This window comes from Colwellia sp. MB3u-8 (genome assembly GCF_014076985.1).
Lineage (GTDB): Bacteria > Pseudomonadota > Gammaproteobacteria > Enterobacterales > Alteromonadaceae > Cognaticolwellia.
Genome location: NZ_JACGVA010000058.1, coordinates 90,947 through 114,446, shown reverse-complemented (window position 1 = coordinate 114,446; position 23,500 = coordinate 90,947). Strand labels below are relative to the sequence as shown.

The following is a 23,500-nucleotide window of genomic DNA, read 5'->3' as shown; positions in this document are numbered from 1 at the left end:
AAAGCTTGTTTATGCAGGTGTTAAATCAACGGCTTGAATTTGAACGCCATATTTTTTCTCATCACCTTGAGCGGGGCGAATTTGATCACGCTCAGTAACGAATTCTATGTTGTTATCGACGGTGTCAGAGTTAACAAACTGACGGAAACGTTTTAATTGTTCTTCACTTTCAATCGTTGTTTTCCACTCACATTGGTAGGTATCAACGACATTTTGCATTTGTTTTTCTAATTCAGCATTAATCCCTAAGTGATCGTCTTTAACTATTTTTTCCATGTAGGCTAAACCACCTTCTAGGTTTTCTAACCAGACAGAAGTACGGGTTAAACGATCCGCGGTACGGACATAAAACATTAAGTATCGATCAATATATTTCACTAAGGTTTCATCATCTAAATCAATGGCGAATAAGTCGCCATGGCGAGGCTTCATGCCGCCATTACCACTGACGTATAAGTTCCAGCCGTTTTCCGTGGCGATAATACCAATGTCTTTACTTTGCGCTTCTGCACACTCGCGTGTACAGCCTGAGACCGCAAACTTAATTTTATGAGGAGAACGTAAACCTTTATAGCGATCTTCTAAGAAAATGGCCATTGCCATGCTGTCTTGTTGGCCGTAACGACACCAAGTGCTGCCGACACAAGATTTAACTGTTCGTAACGATTTACCGTAGGCGTGGCCTGTTTCCATACCCGCATCAATTAAGCGTTTCCATATCGCCGGTAATTGGTCAACACGTGCGCCGAATAAATCGATACGTTGGCCGCCAGTTACTTTGGTATATAGGTTATATTCTTTAGCGACTTCACCAATAACAATTAACTTATCTGGGGTTACTTCACCGCCTGGCATACGGGGAACAACAGAATAAGTCCCATCTTTTTGCATATTACCTAGAAAGACATCGTTGGTGTCTTGCAGTGATACATGGTCGGGTTTTAATATATAGTCGTTCCAGACCGAAGCGAGAATAGACCCGGCTGCTGGTTTACAAATTTCACAGCCTAAACCTGAACCGTGTTTTTCTATTAACAGGTCAAAGGTTTTAATTTGTTCTGCTTGCACAATGTGAAATAACTCAACCCGGCTATAAGCAAAGTGTTCACAAAGATCAGTGCTGATTTCTACCCCACGTTTTGCTAGTTCGTGATCTGTTACTTTTTTCAATAATGCCGCACAACCGCCACAACCGCTGCCGGCTTTTGTTGAAGACTTAACTTCACCAACATCAATGGCACCACAATCAAGAGCGGCAATAATGTCGCCTTTAGTGACATTCAAACATGAACATATGGTTGCTGTATCGGGTAGGGCATCAACACCTAATGTGGGTTTTTCGCCTGAGCTGGGTAAAATTAATCCGTCGGGGTTTTCAGGTAACTCAATACCATTGAGGGCGTATTGCAATAATGCATCGTATTCGCTGGTATCACCGACTAACACCGCGCCTAATAATTCTTTACCATCGGCACTGACGACTATTTTTTTATAAATTTGATCGGGTTGGTTTGAATAAACATAGCTTTTACAACCTTGAGTACGCGCATGGGCATCGCCAATTGACCCTACGTCCATGCCCATTAACTTCAACTTAGTGCTCATGTCAGCACCGGTAAATTGTTGCTCACCGTTAATAATGTTATCGGCAGTCACCTTAGCCATGGTGTAACCCGGCGCGACTAAACCGAAGATAAAGTTATTCCATAAAGCACACTCGCCAATAGCGTAAATGCTTTCGTCAGAGGTTTTACAGTAGTTATCAACCACAATACCGCCACGTTCGCCAACCGCTAAATCAAATTCACGGGCTAAGTTATCATAGGGGCGAATACCTGCTGAGAATAAGATAACGTCAGTTTCTAAATGCGACCCGTCAGCAAAATTCATCCGGTGAACGCATTCTTCGCCGTCAACAATTTCGCTGGTGGCTTTTTGGGTATGTACTTGTACGCCAATGCCTTCGATCATTGAACGCAGTAAAGCGCCGCCGTCTTTGTCTAATTGCACACCCATCAATTGTGGCGCAAATTCAACCACATGTGTTTCTAAGCCTAACTCTTTAAGTGCGTTAGCGGCCTCTAAACCTAATAAACCACCACCGACCACAACCCCAACTTTACCGGTTTTGGCTGACGCTTGAATGTCTTCTAAATCTTGAATAGTACGATAAACCAGACAATGCTCACGCTCTTTACCTGGAATAGGAGGAACAAAAGGGTATGAGCCCGTTGCCATGACTAACTTGTCGTAAGCGTAAGTTTCGCCTGCTTCAGTGGTTACCACTTTCGCGGCTTTATCAATGTGAGTGACTTTCGCATTGGTGAAAAATTTAACACCGATTTCGTTGTAGTATGCTGGCGTTGTCATGGCTAAGTCATCAGCGGTTTTTCCAGAAAAATACTCAGATAAGTGAACACGGTCATAAGCTAAACGGTCTTCAGCTGATAATACGGTAATTTCATAGCCTGCATGTTTCGCCATTTCATCAACAAAGTGATGGCCAACCATGCCATTGCCAACGACGACGATTTTTTGAGCTTGTGTGTTCATTTATTACAATCCTACTTCTTTAAATTACCGCTGCACTAGCGGAACTAGGTAATGGTTTGTTATCTGCAATAAATGAACCAGTTGATTTTTATTAATAAATTCAGGTAGATAGTATTTAAGTGGTGGGTCGAGATAGCGTTTTTGCACTATGGTGAAGAGGTTAGCGCACCAATGATGTGCGGTAATGGTGTGCGCGATCATGATGTGCAGCAAGTTGGCGTGCAAGATAAGTGACTGTGTACTTAAGCGGATCACTGAAAATGGCACTGGGTTAGGTGTCGCGCTTATATCATACTAAGCTGAAAAAGACGGTTTACACTTTAGGTGTTTTTTAGCCAGCCTTAGCCATTATATTAAGAGATTATATTAGCCATTATAAATCAAAGCGATTTATAATGGTCTGTCAAAGCTTAATTAACCTAGATCCATCAGTAGGTTAATTAAGCAAAGATATCATCAAGCCAATAAATAACAAGGCGGATACTGATTGCCAAAATAATAAAGGATTACGCGCTAGCAAAGGTTGTTTTTTGTATGCTTCAACAGCAGATGAACTGGGTTTACTTAAATCAGTAAAGAATTCTGAAAAGGCTTGATAGCGCAGTCTCGGATCGGCCGCCGTTGCTTTTTGTAAGCTGAGATCTAACCACAAGGGCAGTTCAGGTCGAAATTGTTTAATGCTGCGATATTGCATATCGCTATAAGCCTTAATGGTGACTTCAGCACGTTGCATAGGTTTGTAAGGCAGTTCGCCTGACAGCATTTCATAACAAATAACACCCAATGAAAATAGATCACTTTGATTATCTGCTTGCAGGTGTAATAAGGTTTCAGGCGCAATATAATTTAACGAGCCTTGCGGTACTTCTTCTTTGATGGTTTCTTGGTTTTCATCAAGTGAAGCGACAAATACGGTGCCGTAATCAATCAATTTAATCTGACCATATTCATCGATCATTATGTTGTCGGGTTTTAAGTCGCGATGTACAAGATCTAAACGTTGAAACGATCGTAATGCGCTGATCACTTGTTTCATTACATCACGAACTTGTGCAATGCTAGGTTTAGGATTGTCATGTAACCACTCACTTAAGGTTTGCCCTTTAATATACTCACAGACATGGTATAAAAAAGGACTGTCTTGATTACCTTGTATCACCCGCATGACGTTAGCGTGCTTAATGCGTTCACCAACCCAAGCTTCACGCATAAAGCCTTGCAAATAAAGCGCGTCGTCTGAAAAATTAGCTGATGGTGCTTTTAACACATAAGGTTTATCTGTTTTAATATCTATGACTAAATACAAATGTGAGCGAATGCTGGCGTGGATCACTTTTTTAACTAGGTAACCATCAAGTTTCTGGCCAACCTTTAATGCTGGTGGGATGGCTTTTGAGCTTAAATCACGTTCAATTTCGGCCAGTTTACGATTGGGTACGGCGTTAATATAGACCAGTAAACAAGTGACATTGTCATCACTACCGCGCTCAAGTGCGGTTGCAACAATTTTTTTTGCCAGCGCTTCTAAGTCTGATTTTTCTGGGGCTAACGGCAATGAATCAAACAGGGCTTTAAAAACAGCTTTGGACATATAATCGTGAATGCCATCGCAACTTAGCATGTATAAATCACGCGGCTGTAAATCTATTTGGTGTACATCAACTTCTAAACGATTATCGCCACCTAATGCGCGTGTTAATAAATCCTGTTGGCCAATTTGCTTGCGATTATGATCACGGGTAATAACTTCTAATTGTTGATGACGATATTTTGTTATGCGGGTATCGCCAACATGAAAGATATAACCTGTGGTTGATTTAGCAATAAGCGCTGAAAAAGTGGTTAGCCACTGTGGGGCGTTTGGATCGGCTAAATCATCAATAAAGCCACTTTGTGAATACAACCAGTTATTTAAGCTAGTTAATACCTTAGCCGCAGACTTTTCTGTTGACCATGTTTGTGGGGTTGCAAGATACTCTGTAATAAATTGAGTCACGGCAAGTTGTGAGGCATCAGCGGCTTTACTGGCGCTTGATACCCCATCAGCAATGGCAGCAACCGCGCCTTTAGCACGTAATTCAAGTTTTTTAGGCACAATGGCCGCGAAAGCATCTTGGTTTTCCGCTTTCAAACCTTTAGCAGAAAAACCGCCGAAGCACAGCTGTAAATCAGCCACCATACTTTGGCGATTTTGTTTTTCACTGTTCATGTTTTGTTAGTGACCCACTTTAATTAATTCTACCGTGCCATCTGCACGTACTTCGGTAATAGTACCCTTAGGCTCTTGCATAAAGAATAAGGTAACAAAGCCGACCACAGCAGTCGCTGCTATCACCAAAAAGAAGGTTGAATAATCAACCATGGTTAATACCGTTAAATAAACCACTGCACCCACGTTACCATAAGCGCCGGTCATACCAGCAATTTGTCCGGTTAAACGACGTTTAATTAAAGGCACGGCAGCAAATACAGCACCTTCACCTGCTTGCACGAAGAATGAACAAGCCATCGCGGTTGCTACGGCTAAGGCTAAAGGCCATTCACCGGTAATTTCCGACATGCCTAAATAACCCAGTGCTAAGCCAGCCGTTAAAATTAATAAGGTTTTTTTACGACCAAATCGGTCTGATAACCAACCACCACCAGGGCGAGACATTAAGTTCATAAAGGCATAAGTAGAGGCTAACATAGCTGCGTAAACCATACTTAATTCGAAGGTTTCAGCGAAAAATAACGGTAACATAGAGACAACAGCTAATTCTGAACCAAAAGTAGCAAAGTATAGAATGTTTAATACGGCCACTTGCTTGAACTTATAACGGTGAATTTCTTCAACGGGCTTTGAAAATAAATGGCCGTTAACTTTAATAGTTTGTTTTACTTCAATGGCAAATAAAACCACTAAGCTAATGTAGGCAATAAGTGCACTTTGTGCTGACAATAAACTTACACCGGCAGGTGATAATTTCCATGTCAGTAAGGCTAAAGCACCGTACATAGGAATTTTCATTAATAATAATAAGAAGAAGTCACCGGTTGAGGTTACTTCCATCGCACCTGTGTGTTTAGGTTTAAAGTAGGTTGAACCTTTAGGCGTGTCAGTGACGTTTTGATACCAGATAACACTGAAAATTAAGCTTAATGCACCGGTAAAGGCAACCGCGTATCTCCAACCGTCTTCACCACCAAATGCCAAGGCAAGTGTTGGTAGTGACATGGCTGCTGCAGCTGAACCAAAGTTACCCCAGCCACCATAAATACCTTCAGCCGTGCCAAGTTCATTAGCCGGGAACCATTCAGACACCATACGAATACCGATAACAAAACCGGCACCAATAAAACCTAATAAAAAGCGAGATAAGGCCGCTTGCTCAAAGGTGCTTGAAAAAGCAAACATAAAACAAGGAAGGCTACATACCGCAAGTAATACGGCAAAGGTTAAGCGAGGGCCATATTTGTCGGTAAGCATGCCAATGACAACGCGCGCTGGGATGGTTAAGGCTACGTTTAATAGCATTAAGGTTTTTATTTCAGCTTTCGTTAAGCCTAATGAGTCTGCAATTACCGATACTAAGGGGGCAAAGTTAAACCAAACAGCAAACGTAATGAAAAACGCTATCCAACTCATATGTAAGGCTTTCATCTTACCTTTGAAAGAAAAAATATTGAGACTACCTTGACCACTCATACCACAACTCCTAAAAATTAACATGTGTGTTTTTATTAATGCAAGACGCCATTGCCCTGTTAATCATAAAAATGGTTTGGTTATTAACTGAGCTGGCGGGCTTACACAATACGAAGAACATTCTTCAACTGTAAAGGTAATTGCAAATGTAATGCCACCACTGATATTTTAATTATCCTATTGTTTTTGTTGCTTTTAATTTATTTTTGTAGAGAAGGGGGTCTATAACTTAGGTTTGCATGCACAACACAATCACTATGACGCACACATTAGGTGCACAACAAAAGTATAAATAATCACTGTAATTGTTAGGTGAGCTTAATTTAGGCGAGTCTTATCAATACCAACACGAAGACCAATATTATTCAGTTAATAGCAAAAAAATAACCATAGATAACTTAGAAGGAAGGTATGGCGTGATAGATGAAAAACATTACAGCTATTTAGTCTACATAAAGTTATCTGCATAGTTTTATAAAAAAGTAACTTATACAAAGGATCTATTTTTTAGTATGTAATAGACAAGGTTACGAATGAGGTCACTTATAACGAACTCATTTGCTAATCCCTGACCTTATATTGATCTTTTTTATCGTTATATATTTTGCAAAAACTTTAAAATATACAGTAAACAAGCATGATCTAATCCAATAAATTATAGGCTAATTTTTAGCTGCTTTAGCACAATGATATGAATAAAATTTGCTGACCTTAGGTAACATTAGTGCCCTGATCAGAGTCATTAAAAAGGGAGTGGTCTTTGTGCCTAGCTTGAAAGATTTACATCACGCTTTGGCTTTAGAACAGGGGAGGGTTAAGGATAGATACTGATGAATTGAGCCAAACCATCAAAAGTTAACATGAAATAAATGGCTATTTTAACGCCTAAATCATCAGGGCTTCACCGATCTTACAAGAAGACATACTGTCATTGAACAATGTCAGGTGATGAAATACCCCTAGCGAGGCGCTTTTTTATCTTGATATTATCGCTGCAATTTCACTCTCAACTTCACTCTTCAACTTCATAGTCATCATCATCAAAAACATCACGTAACTTTTTATGCACTTTTTTACTGGCTTGTTTCTGATGGCCAGATGCATTTGTTCTGTCTCTAAAATGTTTTGAATTAGCAAATTGACTTTGATGAGATAAATCAAACTCAGTTAATTCGTTATTCAATGTGTTTTTATTACTCGATGGTGAAGTTGAGTAATTATTCATGATGTTCTCTTTTGTTATTAATAAATACTATTGTGGGAATACTCGCTATTTTTATTAATAATTGATAGTTAAATATTTTTGTCAGTCTGATTACATAATTTTGTTAGTGGATATACAAATCATTACTTATTGATTTGTATAGAAGTTATTATTCTGCTTGCAGCAAATACTGACATTCGTTCAAAGTCATCAAATCGAATCGGCAGATATTGGCAATCATTATAATCTTGAAACTTTTCATCTGGATCAGGTTCATCTAGATAAAAGTACTGCTTATCATAACCACTGAACACCAGCCCATGAGGGGCTTTTGTTCTATCTAATCGATATGTGCTAATAAGTACTCATGATATTTACCCGCTCGTTGTTAGTGATTGCACAAGAATATTGGTAGACAGAGTTTGATGGGCGTATGGGTGTTTTAAATGGCAAAGCAATATTTTCTTGTCGTTATTATAGGGTTAATAACCATTGGCAAATATATCAGCATAATAAAAATAAAGTCGCTTCAGGCAGTGTTGAAACCTTACCTACTGCAAATATGTATTAGCTCAAACTTGAACTATCACTCTCACTTTGGCTGTATAGGTTTTGATCAAGACTGACAAGATCTTAACCGATCTTAACTATGCCACCCATGATAATTCTACGTAAGGATCTTAACTATGCCACCCATGATAATTCTACGCAATAATAATGCTCTGAAACACGGCTATCCATTGGTCAACAACAATGCATGTACTTCATATGGTAAGCCTTTTCATATCGATTTTTATATATTTTGATTAAATGAGTGAATGTCAGGCAAGCTGTACTTGCTACTCTAAAGGTAGCCGTATTTTTCTTGCTGTCTTAGCATCTAGTTAAGTTTAAGCGCTATTCAAACAAGTTTGGGCATTGGCTTTACCGTGTGCTCGCTTTAAACCCACGTGTTCAGTAAATTCACACAAATGCTCTGCGGTGCCCACCGCGCCAGTGAATATACCTTCAAAGTTTGTGGTGAGCTTTAACCAACTCTCATCGTTGATGTGCAGCCTTGACAGTATCTGTGCGGTTTTAGTATCGATAGCGCCTCGTTTGTCTTCTCTTATTACGCGACCTGTTTCATCTACCAGGGTTAAATAGTCCTTCAAGTTAAAGCTGATACCTGAGGCTTTATCTTGATGTTCATGGCCAGTAAAGGCTAATAACGTTGTAGGCTGCTTGCTCTTTATCGCCGCTTTGATACGTAGCTGGATACTGGTAAAACTCGATTGTTCAGGTGTTGGCGCAATACCTGCACGGACTGGATTTAAATCTACATAAGCCATACAAGCGAGTAATGCGCCTTCATCGAGCAGTGCTTGTGATGTAAAGCGTCCTTCCCAAAAGTGCCCTGTACATTTGTCTTCTTTATTGGCTTGTCGAGCAATAGGCTCATTTAATGCCCGCATAAACCAACTGATATCGATTAAACGCTGTTTATAGACCTGTGCTGTTTCTTCAACCATTTTTATTTCGAATGTAGTTAATGATTGCTCTCGCTGATATTGACGGGTCAAAAGGGTGCCTTTAAACAACTTATGCCAACGGGAAAGTACATCTAGCGTAGTCCAGTTTTTAACGTGTTCACTATCAACATGAAGGACTAAATGTAAGTGATTATGCATGACAGCGTGAGCACAAATATCAATAGCAAATACCTGAGATAATTGAAAAATACGTTTTTCAATCCAACTACGTCTATGCTCATAGCTGACACCCGTTGCTTTATCAACACCACATAAAAAGGCTTTTCGAACGGTTCGACTGCAAATATGATAATACGGCGTATCAGATAAACTGATTTGTTGTGAACGAGGCTTAGGCATAACAATCACCACACTTAAAAAAGGTAAATTAAGTGTAGTTTATTGTTGAAAAAACAAACAAGTTATTATGGGTGGCTTAATAAGTTTATGGGTGGCTTAATAAGTTTATGGGTGGCTTAATAAGTTTTAGTTTGATAAGTTTTTAGGTTTGTATGTAAAACGTTGGCAGCGATTCGCTGCCACAGGACTGAGGGGGTTTAAGATTGACGTCGACGAGCAAGTCCGATACCAACGAGTCCTAATCCAAATAGGACAATGAGAGACGGTTCCGGAACCGCATGAATGTTGTTGGCCTCAATACTTTGCAAAGTTAGAATATCTGCGCTACTCAACGCTTCATCCCATAACCCTACATCGTCGATCGAACCAGCAAACGTTTGCCCACTGCCCAGACCACCGATCCAATGAACATCAGTTAATGATTGAAAATTTGATGTCCCAACCAATAGGCCGTTAATATAATAATCAGTATCTCCACCAGCGCCAACAGCAACAATATTGTGCCATACACTTGAAGCAAGTGAAGTCATCGCAAAATTATTATCATTTCCATGCATAGCTGACCCAGAATAATTATCATAAGCACCTAAAATTTCAGAACCTGCTTCACCTAGAATTTGATGATCAGCCGTACCACGCGTTAAAGTATTCCAATCCCCCGTTAGGTGATAATCCTTAAACCAACCAGAAATAGTCCAATTAGAACCAATATCGATATTATCGATATTCATAACCCCATAAGAGCCAATAGGTGTGTTTAATGCGTTGCCAAACTTACCTGAAGTATTCCAAGAATAGCCACCAACTAATGTTAAATCATGATTTAAAAGTGAACCTGAAGAATCAACAGCAACACCTCCCGTTCCTTCATCAAAACTCCAATTCGCAATAAGGGCTGCATTAACTTGAAACCCAGCAAATAAAAACAATAGCGGTAGTAACTTCTTAAACATAAATACTTTCCTCATCATCGATTGCAATGCCCCTCACCCATCATGTGCCTGAGACTTCTATAAGTTGATTGTTGGTTTATAATTAACCTAATTGTAATTAAGGTTAAGCACGAAATGTGCCAAAAAATAATATATAATTATTTCAATCAGTTAAAAATAAATATAATTTGGTGTTTTAACATTGTAAAAATTACTGACAGTGATATTTCGAAATGCAGTTATTAATCACGTAAATATCAGTTTTACACAACACTGACACATGAAAAAAGACATGATATTGAAGGAGATTGTGGCGATTGAGATGTGCACAGGACTCAGTTCACCTTACCCTAAAAGGCAGGAATTATGGTGCTTGCAGGCCCATTGGGCAGCGGCCGTGACGGTAATGGGTGATAGCGATTTGCCAATGCCAAAGCCATTACCAAGGGCAAACCACTTTAAAAAGCTAGGCTCGCTCACCCTGTGTTAGGTGTAAAAAAAGCTGACACTGCACCCCATGCCCCCAAACAAACGAACAAATGGGGTAAAGTCGATGTTACTTGCCCACTTTTTCTGTGAATCTTCGCGGCTCTGCAAGGAAATAAGCCTACTTGTTGTGCTGTATGTACCCAAGTGATGATCAGTCCGATGACCGCTATAAGCCAGGACATGGGGCTAAAAGACTAAAACGCTCGACTGACTCAGTCACCATTTACTGCGAACGTCTCTTATGAGGCTTGAGTTCAAATGGTGAATGCAAGGCCTGAAGCGGAAGTTAGGGTTAACGAGTTGCTAATGTCTTCTAAGCGCACCAACAAGACCTAAATGACAAAAGAAAGACACCACAACATTTAGTGGTTAGTCGGGCTAAGTGGATAGCCCTTTTGGCTTTATCACCTTTACTTTGTCAGGCATTATTTATTGCTGAAAACGATAAACTGATCCTAGCGATAGTATCTGAGAAAGCTCGTCTAATGCCGTCCGTGACTCAATAAGCAATTGTGGGTCTCTTAAATCATCTATCAGCAATTTATCGCGATAATGAGTATTGACCCAAGCAACTAGCTTCGTATACAAGGCATTAGTTAACAAACAATCAGGGTTAACCGCAAGTAATTCTTGCTCTGTCATGGCAACTCTCAAACGTAAACATGCTGGGCCACCGCCATTTTTCATACTTTCATTAACGTCAAAAAACTCAACATGATTAACCGGATTATCACCGGTAGTTAAAGACTGTAAATAATCATAAACACTGGCATTATCTCGGCAATGTGTTGGCGCAATAATAGCCATTGAATTATCTTTTAAGGTCACTATTTGCGTATTAAAAAGATAGCTATTTACCGCGTCTTTAATCGAAACTTGTTCTGTAGAAACTTCCAAGAAATGCAGCTTATTACCGGCAAATTTCCCCATGACCTCTTCTTTAAATAATGCGGTATTGAGATAGGCTTGCTCATGGTAAAGAAAAACGTTTTGATTACCTACTGCAATCACATCATTATGAAAAACGCCCTGATCGATTACCTCAGGATTTTGCTGCACAAAAACTGTATTTTCGGCCGACAAGCCATGTAATCTGGCTATTGCTTGACTAGCTTCTAAGGTTTGCCGTGCAGGAAACTTTGTCGGTGCCGGTTTGTTACGATTAAAGGCTGTACGGCCATAGGTAAATATTTCGACGCCTTGTTCACCATAGCCCTGACATAAACGCGTATGATTAGCGGCGCCTTCATCACCAAAATGTTCATTGTCATTTAGGTGTTGGTGATGCTGAAAGTACTTATCATCAACGAACATGGCTTTGAGGATATTACTGGTTGTTTCGGGCTCTAACGAGCGATGAAATTTATTGGCTAAATTAGCGGCGGTAAAATGTAGTTTTTGATCCAAGGTATCTGCCGAAGGAGATACGGTTGCCGCATTCGCCGTCCACATGCTTGATGCTGAGCAACAAGCAGCGAGTAGCGTAGGTGATGCCTTGTATGCTGCTGCCAATATTTGGGCGTCTGTGCCCTGAAAACCTAGTCTTTTTAAGGTGTAAATATCAGGGCGTTCTTGCGGGGCAAATACCCCTTGATGTAGTCCCATATCATGCAAGGCTTTCATCTTTTTCAAACCCTGTAATGCGGCACTTTTAGGATTTGAACTCTCAGTAGCATTCGATAAAGAAGCTACATTGCCCTCAGATAAGCCAGCATAATTGTGCGTAGGACCAACTAAACCATCAAAATTCACTTCAATATTTTTCATTATTTTGTCTCGAATACCATTATTTATTAGAACAGAGCAAAGTATGTACCACTAAAATACTAACCTTAGTTATCAATAGCTTGTGAAATTAGTTACCTGCTTACATTAAACTTTGCAACAGAGTAAAGCAGAGTAACACGGGCATGACTACATCGACGCACCAATACAAGGCACCCTAGCGCTTTAATCCTGTAATACCAAGGGGTTCAGTTATTGCTCAATAACAGGTGGTGTTTATAAATAAGGGTGATTAAAAAGCCTATTCAAAACATAGGGCTTTAACTGATAAGTCACTGGTTAGTGAAAGTTTAGTGTAATCTTGATTTTTAAGCTCTGTCAGCGATTGTTCTAGACTTGTTGTATCATGATCACCTTAAAAAATTAAAGTGATCATAGCGAAAACTTATGCGAGGTCGCAGAGTATCAAGATATAAAAATTAACTAATACTCTGCAGGATTATGCTTACTTAGGCATTAATACTGTGTCAATAACGTGTATCACGCCATTACTTGCTTTTACATCTGCCATGATAACTTTTGCGTTGTTTATCATTACATTTCCATCAACAACTTCAACCATTAACATTTCACCTTGAACACTAGTGGCACTGTCTATTTTCACAACATCTGTTGACATCACTTTTCCAGAAACTACGTGGTAGGTTAAAATTGAAGCAAGTTTATCTTTGTTTTCTGGTTCTAGCAGCATTTCAACGGTACCTTCAGGTAACTTTGCAAAAGCTTCATCTGTTGGTGCAAATACGGTAAAAGGCCCTTCACCTTTAAGCGTGTCAACTAGCCCCGCCGCTTTAATTGCTGCAACTAGGGTGTTGAAAGAACCATTTTCAGCTGCGACATCGACAATGTCTTTTTTCATACCGTGATCACCCTCATTATGATGACCTGCAAAAGCGGCAGGCATAAAAGCTAAGCTGGCAACCATAAGTGATAATACTGCAATAAATTTATTTAACATGATATTTCCTATTTAGTGATTACTGGTTTGACTACGTGTTTGTTAAATTAAAGTTACGTATGGTTAATAAAATAAGATCAGTTTGATTAAATTATTGGCAATAAAATATTATAAGCTACCCTTAACATGGCTAGACTATTGGCTACGCATACTAAAACACTGAGTTTAAATCGACTAAATCATAGCTTAACTTTATAGCGCTAATGCTTCGAATAGCCTTTAAAATCTAGCTCAAAGTCACTAATCAATAATATTTTTCATCTGTAACGATTTTTTTTGTTGGACATTAAACTGCTCATAAACTCTAATTCGCGCAAATTACTTATGATGAATTACCATTTTATTATTAAATAAAATGGCTAAAGGAAAACGAATGAATAAAGATAATCTTGATCACGCACGTGCACACTATAATGTACGTCATTGGAGTCAGGGCTATTTCGGTATAAATGATGCGGGAAATGTATATGTTGCACCTAAAGTTGACCATCAAGATCATACGGTAGAATTAAGTACTATTGCCAAGATGATTGAAAGTAAGGGCTTAACCCTACCTGCTTTAGTGCGATTTCCACAAATAATCCATCATCGTATTCACAGCTTGTGTGAAGCCTTTAATAAAGCCATAGAAGACTATGATTATCAGCAAAAATATTTATTAGTTTATCCTATTAAAGTTAATCAACAGCGTGAAGTTGTTGATGAAATTTTGGCTAGCCAAAATAACAAAGAATTCACACAATTAGGACTTGAAGCAGGTAGTAAAGCAGAATTGTTGGCTGTTTTGGCCATGGCTCAAAAAGTTTCTTCGGTTATTGTTTGTAATGGTTACAAAGACCGAGAGTATGTGCGTTTGGCATTAATCGGCGAAAAGTTAGGCCATCAAGTTCATATTGTTTTAGAGAAAATGTCTGAACTGGAGATGATTTTAGCCGAAGCAAAAAAACTGAATGTAGAACCTAGATTAGGCATACGCGTACGCTTAGCGTCTCAAGGTAAAGGTAAATGGCAAGCCAGTGGCGGTGAAAAATCAAAGTTTGGTTTGTCAGCTTCACAAGTCCTTAACGTGGTTAAAATACTTAAAGCAGAAAACATGCTTGATGCGTTAAAACTGGTGCACTTTCACTTAGGCTCACAAATAGCCAATATAAGAGATGTTAGATTAGGTGTTAGTGAAGCGGCGCGTTTTTATTGTGAGCTTCGCCATCTTGGTGCCGGGCTTTTATGCATGGATGTGGGTGGTGGTTTGGCCATTGACTATGATGGTACACGCAGCCAATCACATAACTCAATGAACTATAGTGTTGCGGAATACGCTAATAATATTGTCCATACTATTGGCGATATTTGTAAGAGTTATGAGCAACCCATGCCGATGATTATTTCAGAATCGGGCAGAGCATTAACCGCGCATCATGCGGTATTAATTTCTAATGTTATTGGCGCAGAATCTTATGAACCAGAAGAGATAAAAGCGCCCATGCTTGACGAGTCTGTCTTGTTAAATAATATGTGGCGTTCGTTAAAGCAATTAAATGACCGTAATGATGATCGCGCACTGATTGAGATTTATCACGACACGCAAAGTGATTTAGCGGAAGTACACAGCCAATTTTCTATGGGATTATTAAACTTAACCCAGCGAGCTTGGGCAGAACAAATTAACTTGCGTGTTTGTTATGAATTAAATAAATTAATGGATGCTAAAAACCGTTTCCATCGCCCGATAATTGATGGCTTAACTGAAAAGCTTGCAGATAAATTTTTTGTTAACTTTTCTTTATTTCAATCATTACCCGATGCGTGGGGCATAGATCAGGTTTTTCCTGTTTTACCGTTAAATAACTTAGAAAAATCACATGAAAAACGAGCCGTGTTATTAGACATTACTTGTGATTCAGATGGCGCTATTGACCATTATGTTGACGGCCAAGGTATTGAAAGCACATTACCTGTACCGGCATGGACAGAAGACGAACCTTATTTACTGGGTTTCTTCTTAGTGGGTGCTTATCAAGAAATTTTAGGTGATATGCATAATCTATTTGGTGACACACACAGTGCTGTTGTCTTCATTAATGACGAGGGTGAAGCAGAAATTACTGAAATTAATGAAGGTGATACGGTTGAAGATATGTTGCGTTATGTCCATTTAGACCCAGAATTATTTAAACGAACTTATTCTGAGCTTATCGAGGCTAGATTATCAACAACTGAAGGTGAACAAATTTTTAATGAATTAGAAGCCGGCTTACAGGGTTATACCTATCTTGAAGATTTATAGAGAGTCAGTGCAATGAAAAATATTTTCAATCAAGTAGATGAGTCTATTTATTCAAATGCCATGACATTTTTACGTCAGCCTTTAGTGCAAAACCCAGTCGAGTCAGCTGCTGATATTGTTGTTCTAGGCTTACCCTATGACATGGCTACCACCGGGCGTTCAGGCGCTCGAATGGGCCCTACTGCCATTAGACAAGCGTCGGTTAATTTGGCTTGGGAAGGTCAGCGATTTCCTTGGCCTTTTAGCTTATTAAAACACTGTAACATAGTGGATGCTGGCGACTTGGTGTTCTCTCCTGGAGATTCTGCGCACTTCTGTGCGCAAGTTGAAAGCGCTATAGGCCAGTTACTTGACTCGGGTAAAACGGTTTTATCGTTAGGAGGAGATCACTTTGTTACTTTGCCCATACTACGCGCTTATGCGAAAAAATTTGGCACTATGGCACTGATTCATTTTGATGCCCATACCGATACTTATAACAATGGCAGCTGTTATGATCACGGCACTATGTTTTATCATGCGCCAAAAGAAAAACTCATAGATAAAGACAAATCTATTCAAGTGGGTATTCGCACTAATTACAAAGAGAAAGACCATGGTTTTTCTGTGATTAATGCCATGCAAGCCAATGATATGAGTGTAGAGGAGATCAGCGCATTAATTAAAGCTAGGGTGGGCAATACGCCTGTTTACCTAACCTTTGATATTGACTGCTTAGATCCCGCCTTTGCCCCAGGTACAGGTACACCCGTATGTGGCGGTTTAACTACAGATAAAGTATTAAGAATTTTGCGAGCTTTAGTGGGTATTAACCTGGTTGGTATGGATGTGGTTGAAGTAGCTCCGGCCTATGATAACAGTGAAGTTACCGCATTAGCCGCGGCAACAATAGCTGTAGAGTTAGCCCATATTTGGACGGCTAAACATAAGCTGAGATAATAGACCATTAAGAGGCAAATAATGGTTGGTTAAAATAAGCGAACAAGGAGCAAAAACCAACTGTTATTTGTCCTTTTGAGTGACTTGTAATATTTCTTATACCATAATATATTATATATAGGTATTTATCGGATTTTATATCATGGCTAAAAATACAAGCGTAACATTGGGAGATCATTTTGATCAGTTTATCCACCAACAACTTAAAACTGGTCGTTATGGCTCAGCAAGTGAAATTGTTAGAGCAGGATTAAGAGCATTAGAAGATCAAGAAACTAAACTTTTAAACTTACGCAATATGCTAATTCAAGGCGAACAAAGCGGTATTGCCGATTACAGCTTTGAAAGTTTGTTGACTGAGCTAGATAAAGATAACCATTAATGAATGATTTTTTGCTATCTTCGAAAGCCAAATCAGATTTAATTAAAATAGCTAAATATACCCAATTAACTTGGGGCATACCTCAACGGAACGACTACCTAAAAATATTAGATAATACATTTCAGTTGTTAGCTAATGAGCCAGAATTAGGACTCAATTGCGATTACATTAGAGAAGGTTACAGCAAATACCCACAAGCTAGCCATGTAATTTATTACAAAGAGTATAAAAACAGCCAAATATTTATAGTGCGTATATTACATAAAAGTATCGATGTGAACTCCGCACTCTAGAAAAATCTAGACATAAAGACTCCCCACGATGTGCTAGATTTTCCGTTTGATTGCCTTCTTTACATTGCTCTAAAGCCACTAATTAAGCCACCCATAATAACTTGTTTGTTTTTTCAACAATAAACTACACTTAATTTACCCTTTTTAAGTGTGGTGATTGTTATGCCTAAGCCTCGTTCACAACAAATCAGTTTATCTGATACGCCGTATTATCATATTTGCAGTCGAACCGTCCGCAAAGCCTTTTTATGTGGTGTTGATAAAGCAACGGGTGTTAGCTATGAGCATAGACGTAGTTGGATTGAAAAACGTATTTTTCAATAAGCCACTAATTAAGCCACCCATAATAACTTGTTTGTTTTTTAAACAACAAACTACACTTAATTTACCCTTTTTAAGTGTGGTGATTGTTATGCCTAAGCCTCGTTCACAACAAATCAGTTTATCTGATACGCCGTATTATCATATTTGCAGTCGAACCGTCCGCAAAGCCTTTTTATGTGGTGTTGATAAAGCAACGGGTGTCAGCTATGAGCATAGGCGTAGTTGGATTGAAAAACGTATTTTTCAATTATCTCAGGTGTTTGCTATTGATATTTGTGCTCACGCTGTCATGAATAATCACTTACATTTAGTACTTCATGTTGATAGTGAACAGGTGAAAAGTTGGTCTACGCTAGATGTACTGTCCCGTTGGCATAAGTTGTTTAAAGGCACCTTGTTGACCAGAAAATATCAGCGAGGACAACTATTAACTAAATTCGAATTGAAAATGGTTGAAGAAACAGCGCAGGTCTATAAGCAACGCTTAATCGATATCAGTTGGTTTATGCGCGCTTTAAATGAGCCTATTGCTCGTCAAGCGAATAAAGAAGACAAATGTACTGGCCACTTTTGGGAAGGACGCTTTACATCACAAGCCCTGCTCGATGAAGGTGCATTACTCGCTTGTATGGCTTATGTAGATTTAAATCCAGTCCGTGCGGGCATTGCGCCAACACCTGAGCAATCGAGTTTTACCAGTATTCAACTTCGTATCAAAGCAGCTATGATGGGAGAGCAACCGACAACGTTATTACCTTTTACTGGCCATGAACATCAAGAGAAAACCTCAGGTATCAGCTTTAACTTGAAGGATTATTTAACCCTAGTAGATGAAACAGGTCGCGTAATAAGATAAGACAAACGAGGCGCTATCGATACTAAAACCGCACAGATACTGTCAAGACTGCACATCAGCGATGAAAGTTGGCTAAAACTCACCACAAACTTTGAAGGGATTTTCACTGGCGCGGTGGGCACCGCAGAGCATTTGTGTGAATTCACTGAACACGTGGGTTTAAAGCGAGCACACGGTAAAGCCAATGCCCAAGCTTGTTTGAATAGCGCTTAAACTTAACTACATGCTAAGACAGCAAGAAAAATACGGCTACCTTTAGAGTAGCAAGTACAGCTTGCCTGACATTCACTCATTTAATCAAAATATATAAAAATCGATATGAAAAGGCTTACCATATGAAGTACATGCATTGTTGTTGACCAATGGATAGCCGTGTTTCAGAGCATTATTATTGCGTAGAATTATCATGGGTGGCATAGTTAATCTTGCATAGTTAATCCTTTTTGGAGGTATTGAAAAATTTACTCTGATTGCTGCTCGGTTAGTGTAGACGATTTAGGTTTTGATGGATGAAATGAGGATTGTCATCATGGTTGTTATACTTCAACTTAGCTAACGAACGACTATCAAAGGTATGATTTCAAATGGTAAATGGAACCTAACTAATGACAAAATCAAAACTTTTTGAGTGTCAGGTTATTTTACACTTCTAACTGACATATATCAGTCATGTTTTTATGTTATTGAAATTGATATTGATTTTTTATTGGCATGTTTTTTGCATTGTCTAAGAAAAAATAAGTGATGACATGTCACTTTTAGCATTAACCTTCGAATAATAGTGTTGTGAAGGGATTAAAGGAATATCAAATGAAATTTAAATTTTTAAAAGTGACTATAGTTACTTTGTTTACCGGACTTATTGCGATTGGATCTGCAAATGCCTCCCTTATCCCATTTCAAATCGAAATGGTGGCTGACAACGACTTTGCATTATTTAGTGGAAATAGTACAGGTATCAACAACCTTTTGTATCAAAACAACGTTGGTTGGAGTGACCAAATCGGAAATTTATCCTCTCTCAGTTTTACTCTTGCTGCTGGTGATAACAAATTCTATGTTTTGGGCATGGGAGGAGGTGGTCAAGAAGACATTAGTGGTTTAGTTAACGGTGTGAATATGACATCCGTATCAGTTTCAATGAGCTCTAACCTCGCATCCTACCTTAGTGGTTACAACGCTTCAGCGGTAGCAGCAGGAACATACAACGCTAGTCTAGCGGATGTGCAAAATGCGTTCTCAAATGTATCATGGTCTGATGCAGCCTCACACATAAATACGACTCAAACAGTAATTCAAAGTGCTGGTTTCGGTTCTGGGTTCGCATTTTCTGACCTCAATGCACACTTGTTTAGTTTCGATGCGGTGGACGTAGGTGTACAAGTAAGTGCAGCTTCAGTTCCAGAACCATCAACACTTGCTATTTTGGGTTTAGGTCTAATGGGATTAGCATCACGTCGCTTTAAGAAACAAGCTTAATCACATAAACGTATTTTATTCTGAATAACACTGGTCGTAATGGTCAGTGTTTTTTAGTATTTACACACTCTGGTGCTGGTGGTAAAGCGGCCTATTTTTTGTGGTGAATTGAAGGCTAATTTGGGTTGGCTATGTGACATAAGTGACGGTTAAACCAAATTCCCAATCAGTTTAGTTTTTAGCACTAATATTTGTTGCTGCTAATGTCCTCTTGGTGCGCTAAAGCGGAAATAAACAGGTTCAAGTGTCAGAATTTTTTACAGTCAGCAAAGTGGCATAAGTGATCGAAGAGGTTAAATCTAGTAAACACAACATCTAGTGGTCATTTGGGCTAAGTGGATAGCCCTTAAAGCTAGCCACTTTTTTTCGGATATATTATCGGGCTTATGAGTCGACTATCGAATTAACTTAATTTTGCATTCTTAGGGCTAGTGACGATTTTAAATTTGTCACTAACGCAGGCTAAACCTGATGAACCTTGAAATAAATGTCCATCATTTGTTAGGTTTATACATGATGTTTTAAATTAATGTAGCACTTTGTTTGGGTAGCTAAATATTGGCATAAGGTCGTTTTTTAACGCTACTTGTATTTATGTAATATCTGCTTAGGAATATGACAATAATCATTGGGAAAGCGAGTTAATCTTTCTTGGTGTTCTTCATCGCTTTTCACATAATTAAGCAGTGGTAAAACTTCAACCACCATCTTATCGCCATCGTCGTGGCGGGCAATATACTCGATAGCCGTTTTTAGGTGACTAGTGTGTTGACTGTATATGCCGGTGCGGTATTTTTTGCCAATATCTTCGCCTTGCTTATTGACGCTGTAAGGGTCAATAATTTCAAAAAAGTAACCTATTAACTCATCAAGATTAACAGCACTTGGGGAGAAGGTTACTTTCACACACTCTGCATAGCCATCATAACGACTTTTGGTGCAATCGGTTAAGCCATTAGCTCGACCTGCTTCTGTGGCAAAAATGCCAGGTAGGTGCTTCATAAATTCTTGCACACCCCAAAGGCAACCGCCGGCGAAATAAATAATTTCTTGAATACTGTTAGCCTGCTTATTATGTTGTTGTGTTTGTATCAATTGTTAGCCTTTATAAGAGGTGAATAAAGTTTTATGCGTTATGTTATTGATTATGGTAAAGCGAGTAAACTTTTATTGCTCTGTTTTTTACTCATATGCTTTTGAGTAATATGTTTTTACTACTCTATTTTTTACGGCCCTGCTTGTTCTAAATGTGTTTGTTATGCACCCAGTTGTAAACCTTTATTGATTGGGCATGGTTACCATGTGTAATATTTTACCCGCTAAGATATAATACTGATTCACGTAACGATTACTACCTTTCAAATAAACTTCAGCTTTATCTTACGATATTTTCGTTTGGTTGTTCCCATATGTTTAATCCCATTGTTAGCACAAAGATGAGCAATGGCTCTTTATGCTACTGGGTTATATGTTTGGGTGAGTTGGGAAATACATAAAATCGTTTTTACTTAAAGATCAAACAGTGTAAATAGAGAAGATTAACATGATTCGAGTTGTACCAATTGCTTTGCCCGTTTTACTATTTAGCCTATCAAGCTTTTCATCGGCAGCCGACGATACTCATGATGTAAGTAATGATTTAACTCATGATGTAAGTAAGGATGTAAGTAAAAAAGTTAGTCATAATATTGAGCGAATTACGATTGAGGCTTCAACCACGGCTAATACTAAACCTGTGGGCACCTTTGGTTCGCCAGTTTCAAATCTAGAATATGATCCGCGCGTTGACCTACAGTCGCGCAATATGGCAGAAGCTCAAGCCGATGTAACTATTCGTGGTGGTATTTTCGAAAATACTGGCTTTAGGGTCGGCAGCGCGACCTTACTTGATCCGCAAACCGGACATTACTTTGCCGAAATTCCTATTGCTCAGGAAATGTTATCTAAGGCTAATATACTGACCGGTGCAGACAATGCTCTACTCGGTGTTAACAGCTCGGTAGGCACGGTTTCTCGCGACTGGACAGTCATAAAAACCGCAGGTAGTGCTTCAATTGGCGCAGGTAATAATAACTTTAATCTACAACGCGTACACAGTGGCGTTAGTATGGCATTGGCTGATTATACCGATTGGACTATCGGTGCTGAAGCTGAATATTCTCGCTCTGAAAGTGACGGTACAATAGAGAATGGCGACCACGACTTTCAACGTGCTTCTGGTCGTATTCAGTTAGTTGGGCCCTCATCACAGACGGATCTGTTTTTTGGCTCTCAAGAAAAGTTCTTTGGCTGGCCAAATATGTACACGCCATTTAATGTTAATGAAACTGAAGACATTAAAACGCGATTATTAATACTTAATCATCAACAGCAGTATGCACAAGACAGCAGCTTTGAAATATCCACTTATTTTCGTCGTAACAATGACCATTATGTTTTTTCGCGTGAAAATCCTGATGTATTTCAAGCCTTTCATGAAACTGAGGTTAAATCGATAGCCGTTTCTGGTCGCCATGCACAAACAGCATCATTTGCCCTGAATTACTCAAGCCAGTTTATAGCAGACAAAATTGAGTCAACCACGCTTGAAAATAACTTTACCTCTCGCCATTATTACAAACTCAGTGTTTTGCCTGAATATCGAATGGATCTACAAGAGGATCAAGAGTTAACTTTTCGTCTTGGCGCTGCTTTTGACGACACTAACCGCGACGACTCACAAGTGTCACTAATTGGTGATATAACCTGGAATATCATCAATGCTGATGACAGCTCACAAACACTTTACTTCTCTTATGCAGAAGCGAGTCAAGTGGCAGGTTATACCGCTATAGGGGGCAGTAATAAAGGTGGATTATTTAGAAGTAACTATGATCTTGAGCGAGAAACCACTAAAAATATTGAATTAGGTTTGGCATTAGATCGAGAAACTTGGCGTCTTGATGCGGCTATTTTTTATCGACAAGATGATGATTTAACCGACTGGACTTATAGCTTGAGTTCAAGCTCTGCGCGTTCTGCAAATCCGGTCGATATCGATACACTAGGTCTAGAGCTACTGGCGGTAAAGCGTTTTGAGCATGCAGAAATTATCACTAGCTATACCTTCTTTGATAAGTCTGAAAATTATGGTGCTGCGGATATCGATGCTAGCTTTTATGCCTTGAACTACCCAGATCACCGCGTAACCTTAGGGCTTATTTGGCACCCAACTAACATCGTTGAAGTTCGTGTTGATAACGAGTGGCGTAAACAAGAAGAAAATATTCTTAGAAACGGTGACGACGACGCTTTATTTACCCACCTTACGGTAAAGATTTCTCCTACGCAGTTTGACGGTTTGGATATTGTGCTTGCAGCAGATAATCTTTGGGATGAAGCTTTTGAAGAAGTACCAGGTACGCCTGGACGCGGAGAACAATACACGCTTAGTGCTACTTACCACTGGTAACATGGTTAAATG

The 23,500-nt window shown here is 39.2% G+C and carries 16 protein-coding genes and 2 pseudogenes; 8 read left to right on the top strand and 10 right to left on the bottom strand.

Annotated elements, in window-relative coordinates:
- Positions 1-9: 9 nt before the first annotated feature.
- The 9 genes from nirB to H4J54_RS05210 form a co-directional block, all read right to left on the bottom strand.
- Positions 10-2,553, bottom strand: coding sequence for a nitrite reductase large subunit NirB (gene nirB, locus H4J54_RS05250; protein WP_182189869.1), 2,544 nt, complete (start codon positions 2,551-2,553; stop codon positions 10-12).
- Between the two features lie 436 nt (positions 2,554-2,989).
- On the bottom strand, positions 2,990-4,762 hold the full coding sequence (locus H4J54_RS05245) for a bifunctional protein-serine/threonine kinase/phosphatase (protein WP_182189868.1): 1,773 nt from the start codon (positions 4,760-4,762) through the stop codon (positions 2,990-2,992).
- A 6-nt stretch (positions 4,763-4,768) separates the two neighbouring features.
- Complete coding sequence (locus tag H4J54_RS05240; RefSeq protein ID WP_182189867.1) at positions 4,769-6,241, bottom strand: NarK family nitrate/nitrite MFS transporter; 1,473 nt, start codon at positions 6,239-6,241, stop codon at positions 4,769-4,771.
- A gap of 1,012 nt (positions 6,242-7,253) precedes the next feature.
- Positions 7,254-7,466 (bottom strand): hypothetical protein, encoded by a 213-nt coding sequence (locus H4J54_RS05235; protein ID WP_182189866.1) that lies wholly within the window; start codon positions 7,464-7,466, stop codon positions 7,254-7,256.
- 122 nt (positions 7,467-7,588) lie between these two features.
- On the bottom strand, positions 7,589-7,804 hold the full coding sequence (locus tag H4J54_RS19765) for a peptidase C39 family protein (RefSeq protein ID WP_182190132.1): 216 nt from the start codon (positions 7,802-7,804) through the stop codon (positions 7,589-7,591).
- 531 nt (positions 7,805-8,335) lie between these two features.
- Positions 8,336-9,316, bottom strand: coding sequence for a transposase (locus tag H4J54_RS05225; RefSeq protein WP_182189865.1), 981 nt, complete (start codon positions 9,314-9,316; stop codon positions 8,336-8,338).
- A gap of 197 nt (positions 9,317-9,513) precedes the next feature.
- The gene (locus H4J54_RS05220; protein ID WP_182189864.1) at positions 9,514-10,269 is read right to left on the bottom strand and encodes a LamG-like jellyroll fold domain-containing protein; all 756 of its coding nucleotides are present in this window, start codon (positions 10,267-10,269) and stop codon (positions 9,514-9,516) included.
- Positions 10,270-11,166: 897 nt separating this feature from the next.
- The gene (gene astB, locus H4J54_RS05215) at positions 11,167-12,504 is read right to left on the bottom strand and encodes an N-succinylarginine dihydrolase (RefSeq protein ID WP_182189863.1); all 1,338 of its coding nucleotides are present in this window, start codon (positions 12,502-12,504) and stop codon (positions 11,167-11,169) included.
- Between the two features lie 463 nt (positions 12,505-12,967).
- On the bottom strand, positions 12,968-13,480 hold the full coding sequence (locus tag H4J54_RS05210; protein WP_182135009.1) for a fasciclin domain-containing protein: 513 nt from the start codon (positions 13,478-13,480) through the stop codon (positions 12,968-12,970).
- A 373-nt stretch (positions 13,481-13,853) separates the two neighbouring features.
- Here H4J54_RS05210 and speA point away from each other — a divergent pair, with 373 nt between their 5' ends.
- The 7 genes and pseudogenes from speA to H4J54_RS19385 all read left to right on the top strand — a co-directional run bounded on the left by speA (position 13,854) and on the right by H4J54_RS19385 (position 20,037).
- Complete coding sequence (speA, locus tag H4J54_RS05205; protein ID WP_182189862.1) at positions 13,854-15,764, top strand: biosynthetic arginine decarboxylase; 1,911 nt, start codon at positions 13,854-13,856, stop codon at positions 15,762-15,764.
- A gap of 12 nt (positions 15,765-15,776) precedes the next feature.
- A complete protein-coding gene (gene speB, locus H4J54_RS05200) occupies positions 15,777-16,703 on the top strand; it encodes an agmatinase (RefSeq protein WP_182189861.1) in 927 nt (308 codons plus the stop codon).
- Positions 16,704-16,845: 142 nt separating this feature from the next.
- Positions 16,846-17,085 carry a type II toxin-antitoxin system ParD family antitoxin gene (locus H4J54_RS05195; protein ID WP_182189860.1) on the top strand — a complete coding sequence of 80 codons (240 nt, stop codon included), beginning with the start codon at positions 16,846-16,848 and terminating at the stop codon, positions 17,083-17,085.
- Entirely contained in the window at positions 17,085-17,378 is a 294-nt protein-coding gene (locus H4J54_RS05190; protein ID WP_182189859.1) for a type II toxin-antitoxin system RelE/ParE family toxin, read from the top strand. Before H4J54_RS05195 ends, H4J54_RS05190 begins: the two co-directional genes overlap by 1 nt.
- Positions 17,379-17,540: 162 nt before the next feature.
- A pseudogene (locus tag H4J54_RS05185) lies at positions 17,541-17,699 on the top strand (transposase); the annotation flags it as partial.
- A gap of 91 nt (positions 17,700-17,790) precedes the next feature.
- A pseudogene (locus H4J54_RS05180) lies at positions 17,791-18,771 on the top strand (transposase).
- Between the two features lie 597 nt (positions 18,772-19,368).
- Positions 19,369-20,037, top strand: coding sequence for a PEP-CTERM sorting domain-containing protein (locus H4J54_RS19385; RefSeq protein ID WP_259367168.1), 669 nt, complete (start codon positions 19,369-19,371; stop codon positions 20,035-20,037).
- Positions 20,038-20,619: 582 nt separating this feature from the next.
- On the opposite strand, the gene H4J54_RS05170 is transcribed toward H4J54_RS19385, so the two are convergent.
- Entirely contained in the window at positions 20,620-21,129 is a 510-nt protein-coding gene (locus H4J54_RS05170; RefSeq protein WP_310650183.1) for a peptide-methionine (S)-S-oxide reductase, read from the bottom strand.
- Between the two features lie 451 nt (positions 21,130-21,580).
- Between H4J54_RS05170 and H4J54_RS05165 the strand changes: the two genes are divergently transcribed.
- Positions 21,581-23,488, top strand: coding sequence for a TonB-dependent siderophore receptor (locus tag H4J54_RS05165; RefSeq protein ID WP_182189858.1), 1,908 nt, complete (start codon positions 21,581-21,583; stop codon positions 23,486-23,488).
- Positions 23,489-23,500: the final 12 nt, after the last annotated feature.

What these genes read in the sequence shown, in the direction of transcription:
- nirB (WP_182189869.1), bottom strand. Translation starts at nt 2,553, where the DNA reads ATGAACACACAAGCTCAAAAAATCGTCGTCGTTGGCAATGGCATGGTT.
- H4J54_RS05245 (WP_182189868.1), bottom strand. Translation starts at nt 4,762, where the DNA reads ATGAACAGTGAAAAACAAAATCGCCAAAGTATGGTGGCTGATTTACAG.
- H4J54_RS05240 (WP_182189867.1), bottom strand. Translation starts at nt 6,241, where the DNA reads ATGAGTGGTCAAGGTAGTCTCAATATTTTTTCTTTCAAAGGTAAGATG.
- H4J54_RS05235 (WP_182189866.1), bottom strand. Translation starts at nt 7,466, where the DNA reads ATGAATAATTACTCAACTTCACCATCGAGTAATAAAAACACATTGAAT.
- H4J54_RS05225 (WP_182189865.1), bottom strand. Translation starts at nt 9,316, where the DNA reads ATGCCTAAGCCTCGTTCACAACAAATCAGTTTATCTGATACGCCGTAT.
- H4J54_RS05220 (WP_182189864.1), bottom strand. Translation starts at nt 10,269, where the DNA reads ATGTTTAAGAAGTTACTACCGCTATTGTTTTTATTTGCTGGGTTTCAA.
- astB (WP_182189863.1), bottom strand. Translation starts at nt 12,504, where the DNA reads ATGAAAAATATTGAAGTGAATTTTGATGGTTTAGTTGGTCCTACGCAC.
- H4J54_RS05210 (WP_182135009.1), bottom strand. Translation starts at nt 13,480, where the DNA reads ATGTTAAATAAATTTATTGCAGTATTATCACTTATGGTTGCCAGCTTA.
- speA (WP_182189862.1), top strand. Translation starts at nt 13,854, where the DNA reads ATGAATAAAGATAATCTTGATCACGCACGTGCACACTATAATGTACGT.
- speB (WP_182189861.1), top strand. Translation starts at nt 15,777, where the DNA reads ATGAAAAATATTTTCAATCAAGTAGATGAGTCTATTTATTCAAATGCC.
- H4J54_RS05195 (WP_182189860.1), top strand. Translation starts at nt 16,846, where the DNA reads ATGGCTAAAAATACAAGCGTAACATTGGGAGATCATTTTGATCAGTTT.
- H4J54_RS05190 (WP_182189859.1), top strand. Translation starts at nt 17,085, where the DNA reads ATGAATGATTTTTTGCTATCTTCGAAAGCCAAATCAGATTTAATTAAA.
- H4J54_RS19385 (WP_259367168.1), top strand. Translation starts at nt 19,369, where the DNA reads ATGAAATTTAAATTTTTAAAAGTGACTATAGTTACTTTGTTTACCGGA.
- H4J54_RS05165 (WP_182189858.1), top strand. Translation starts at nt 21,581, where the DNA reads ATGATTCGAGTTGTACCAATTGCTTTGCCCGTTTTACTATTTAGCCTA.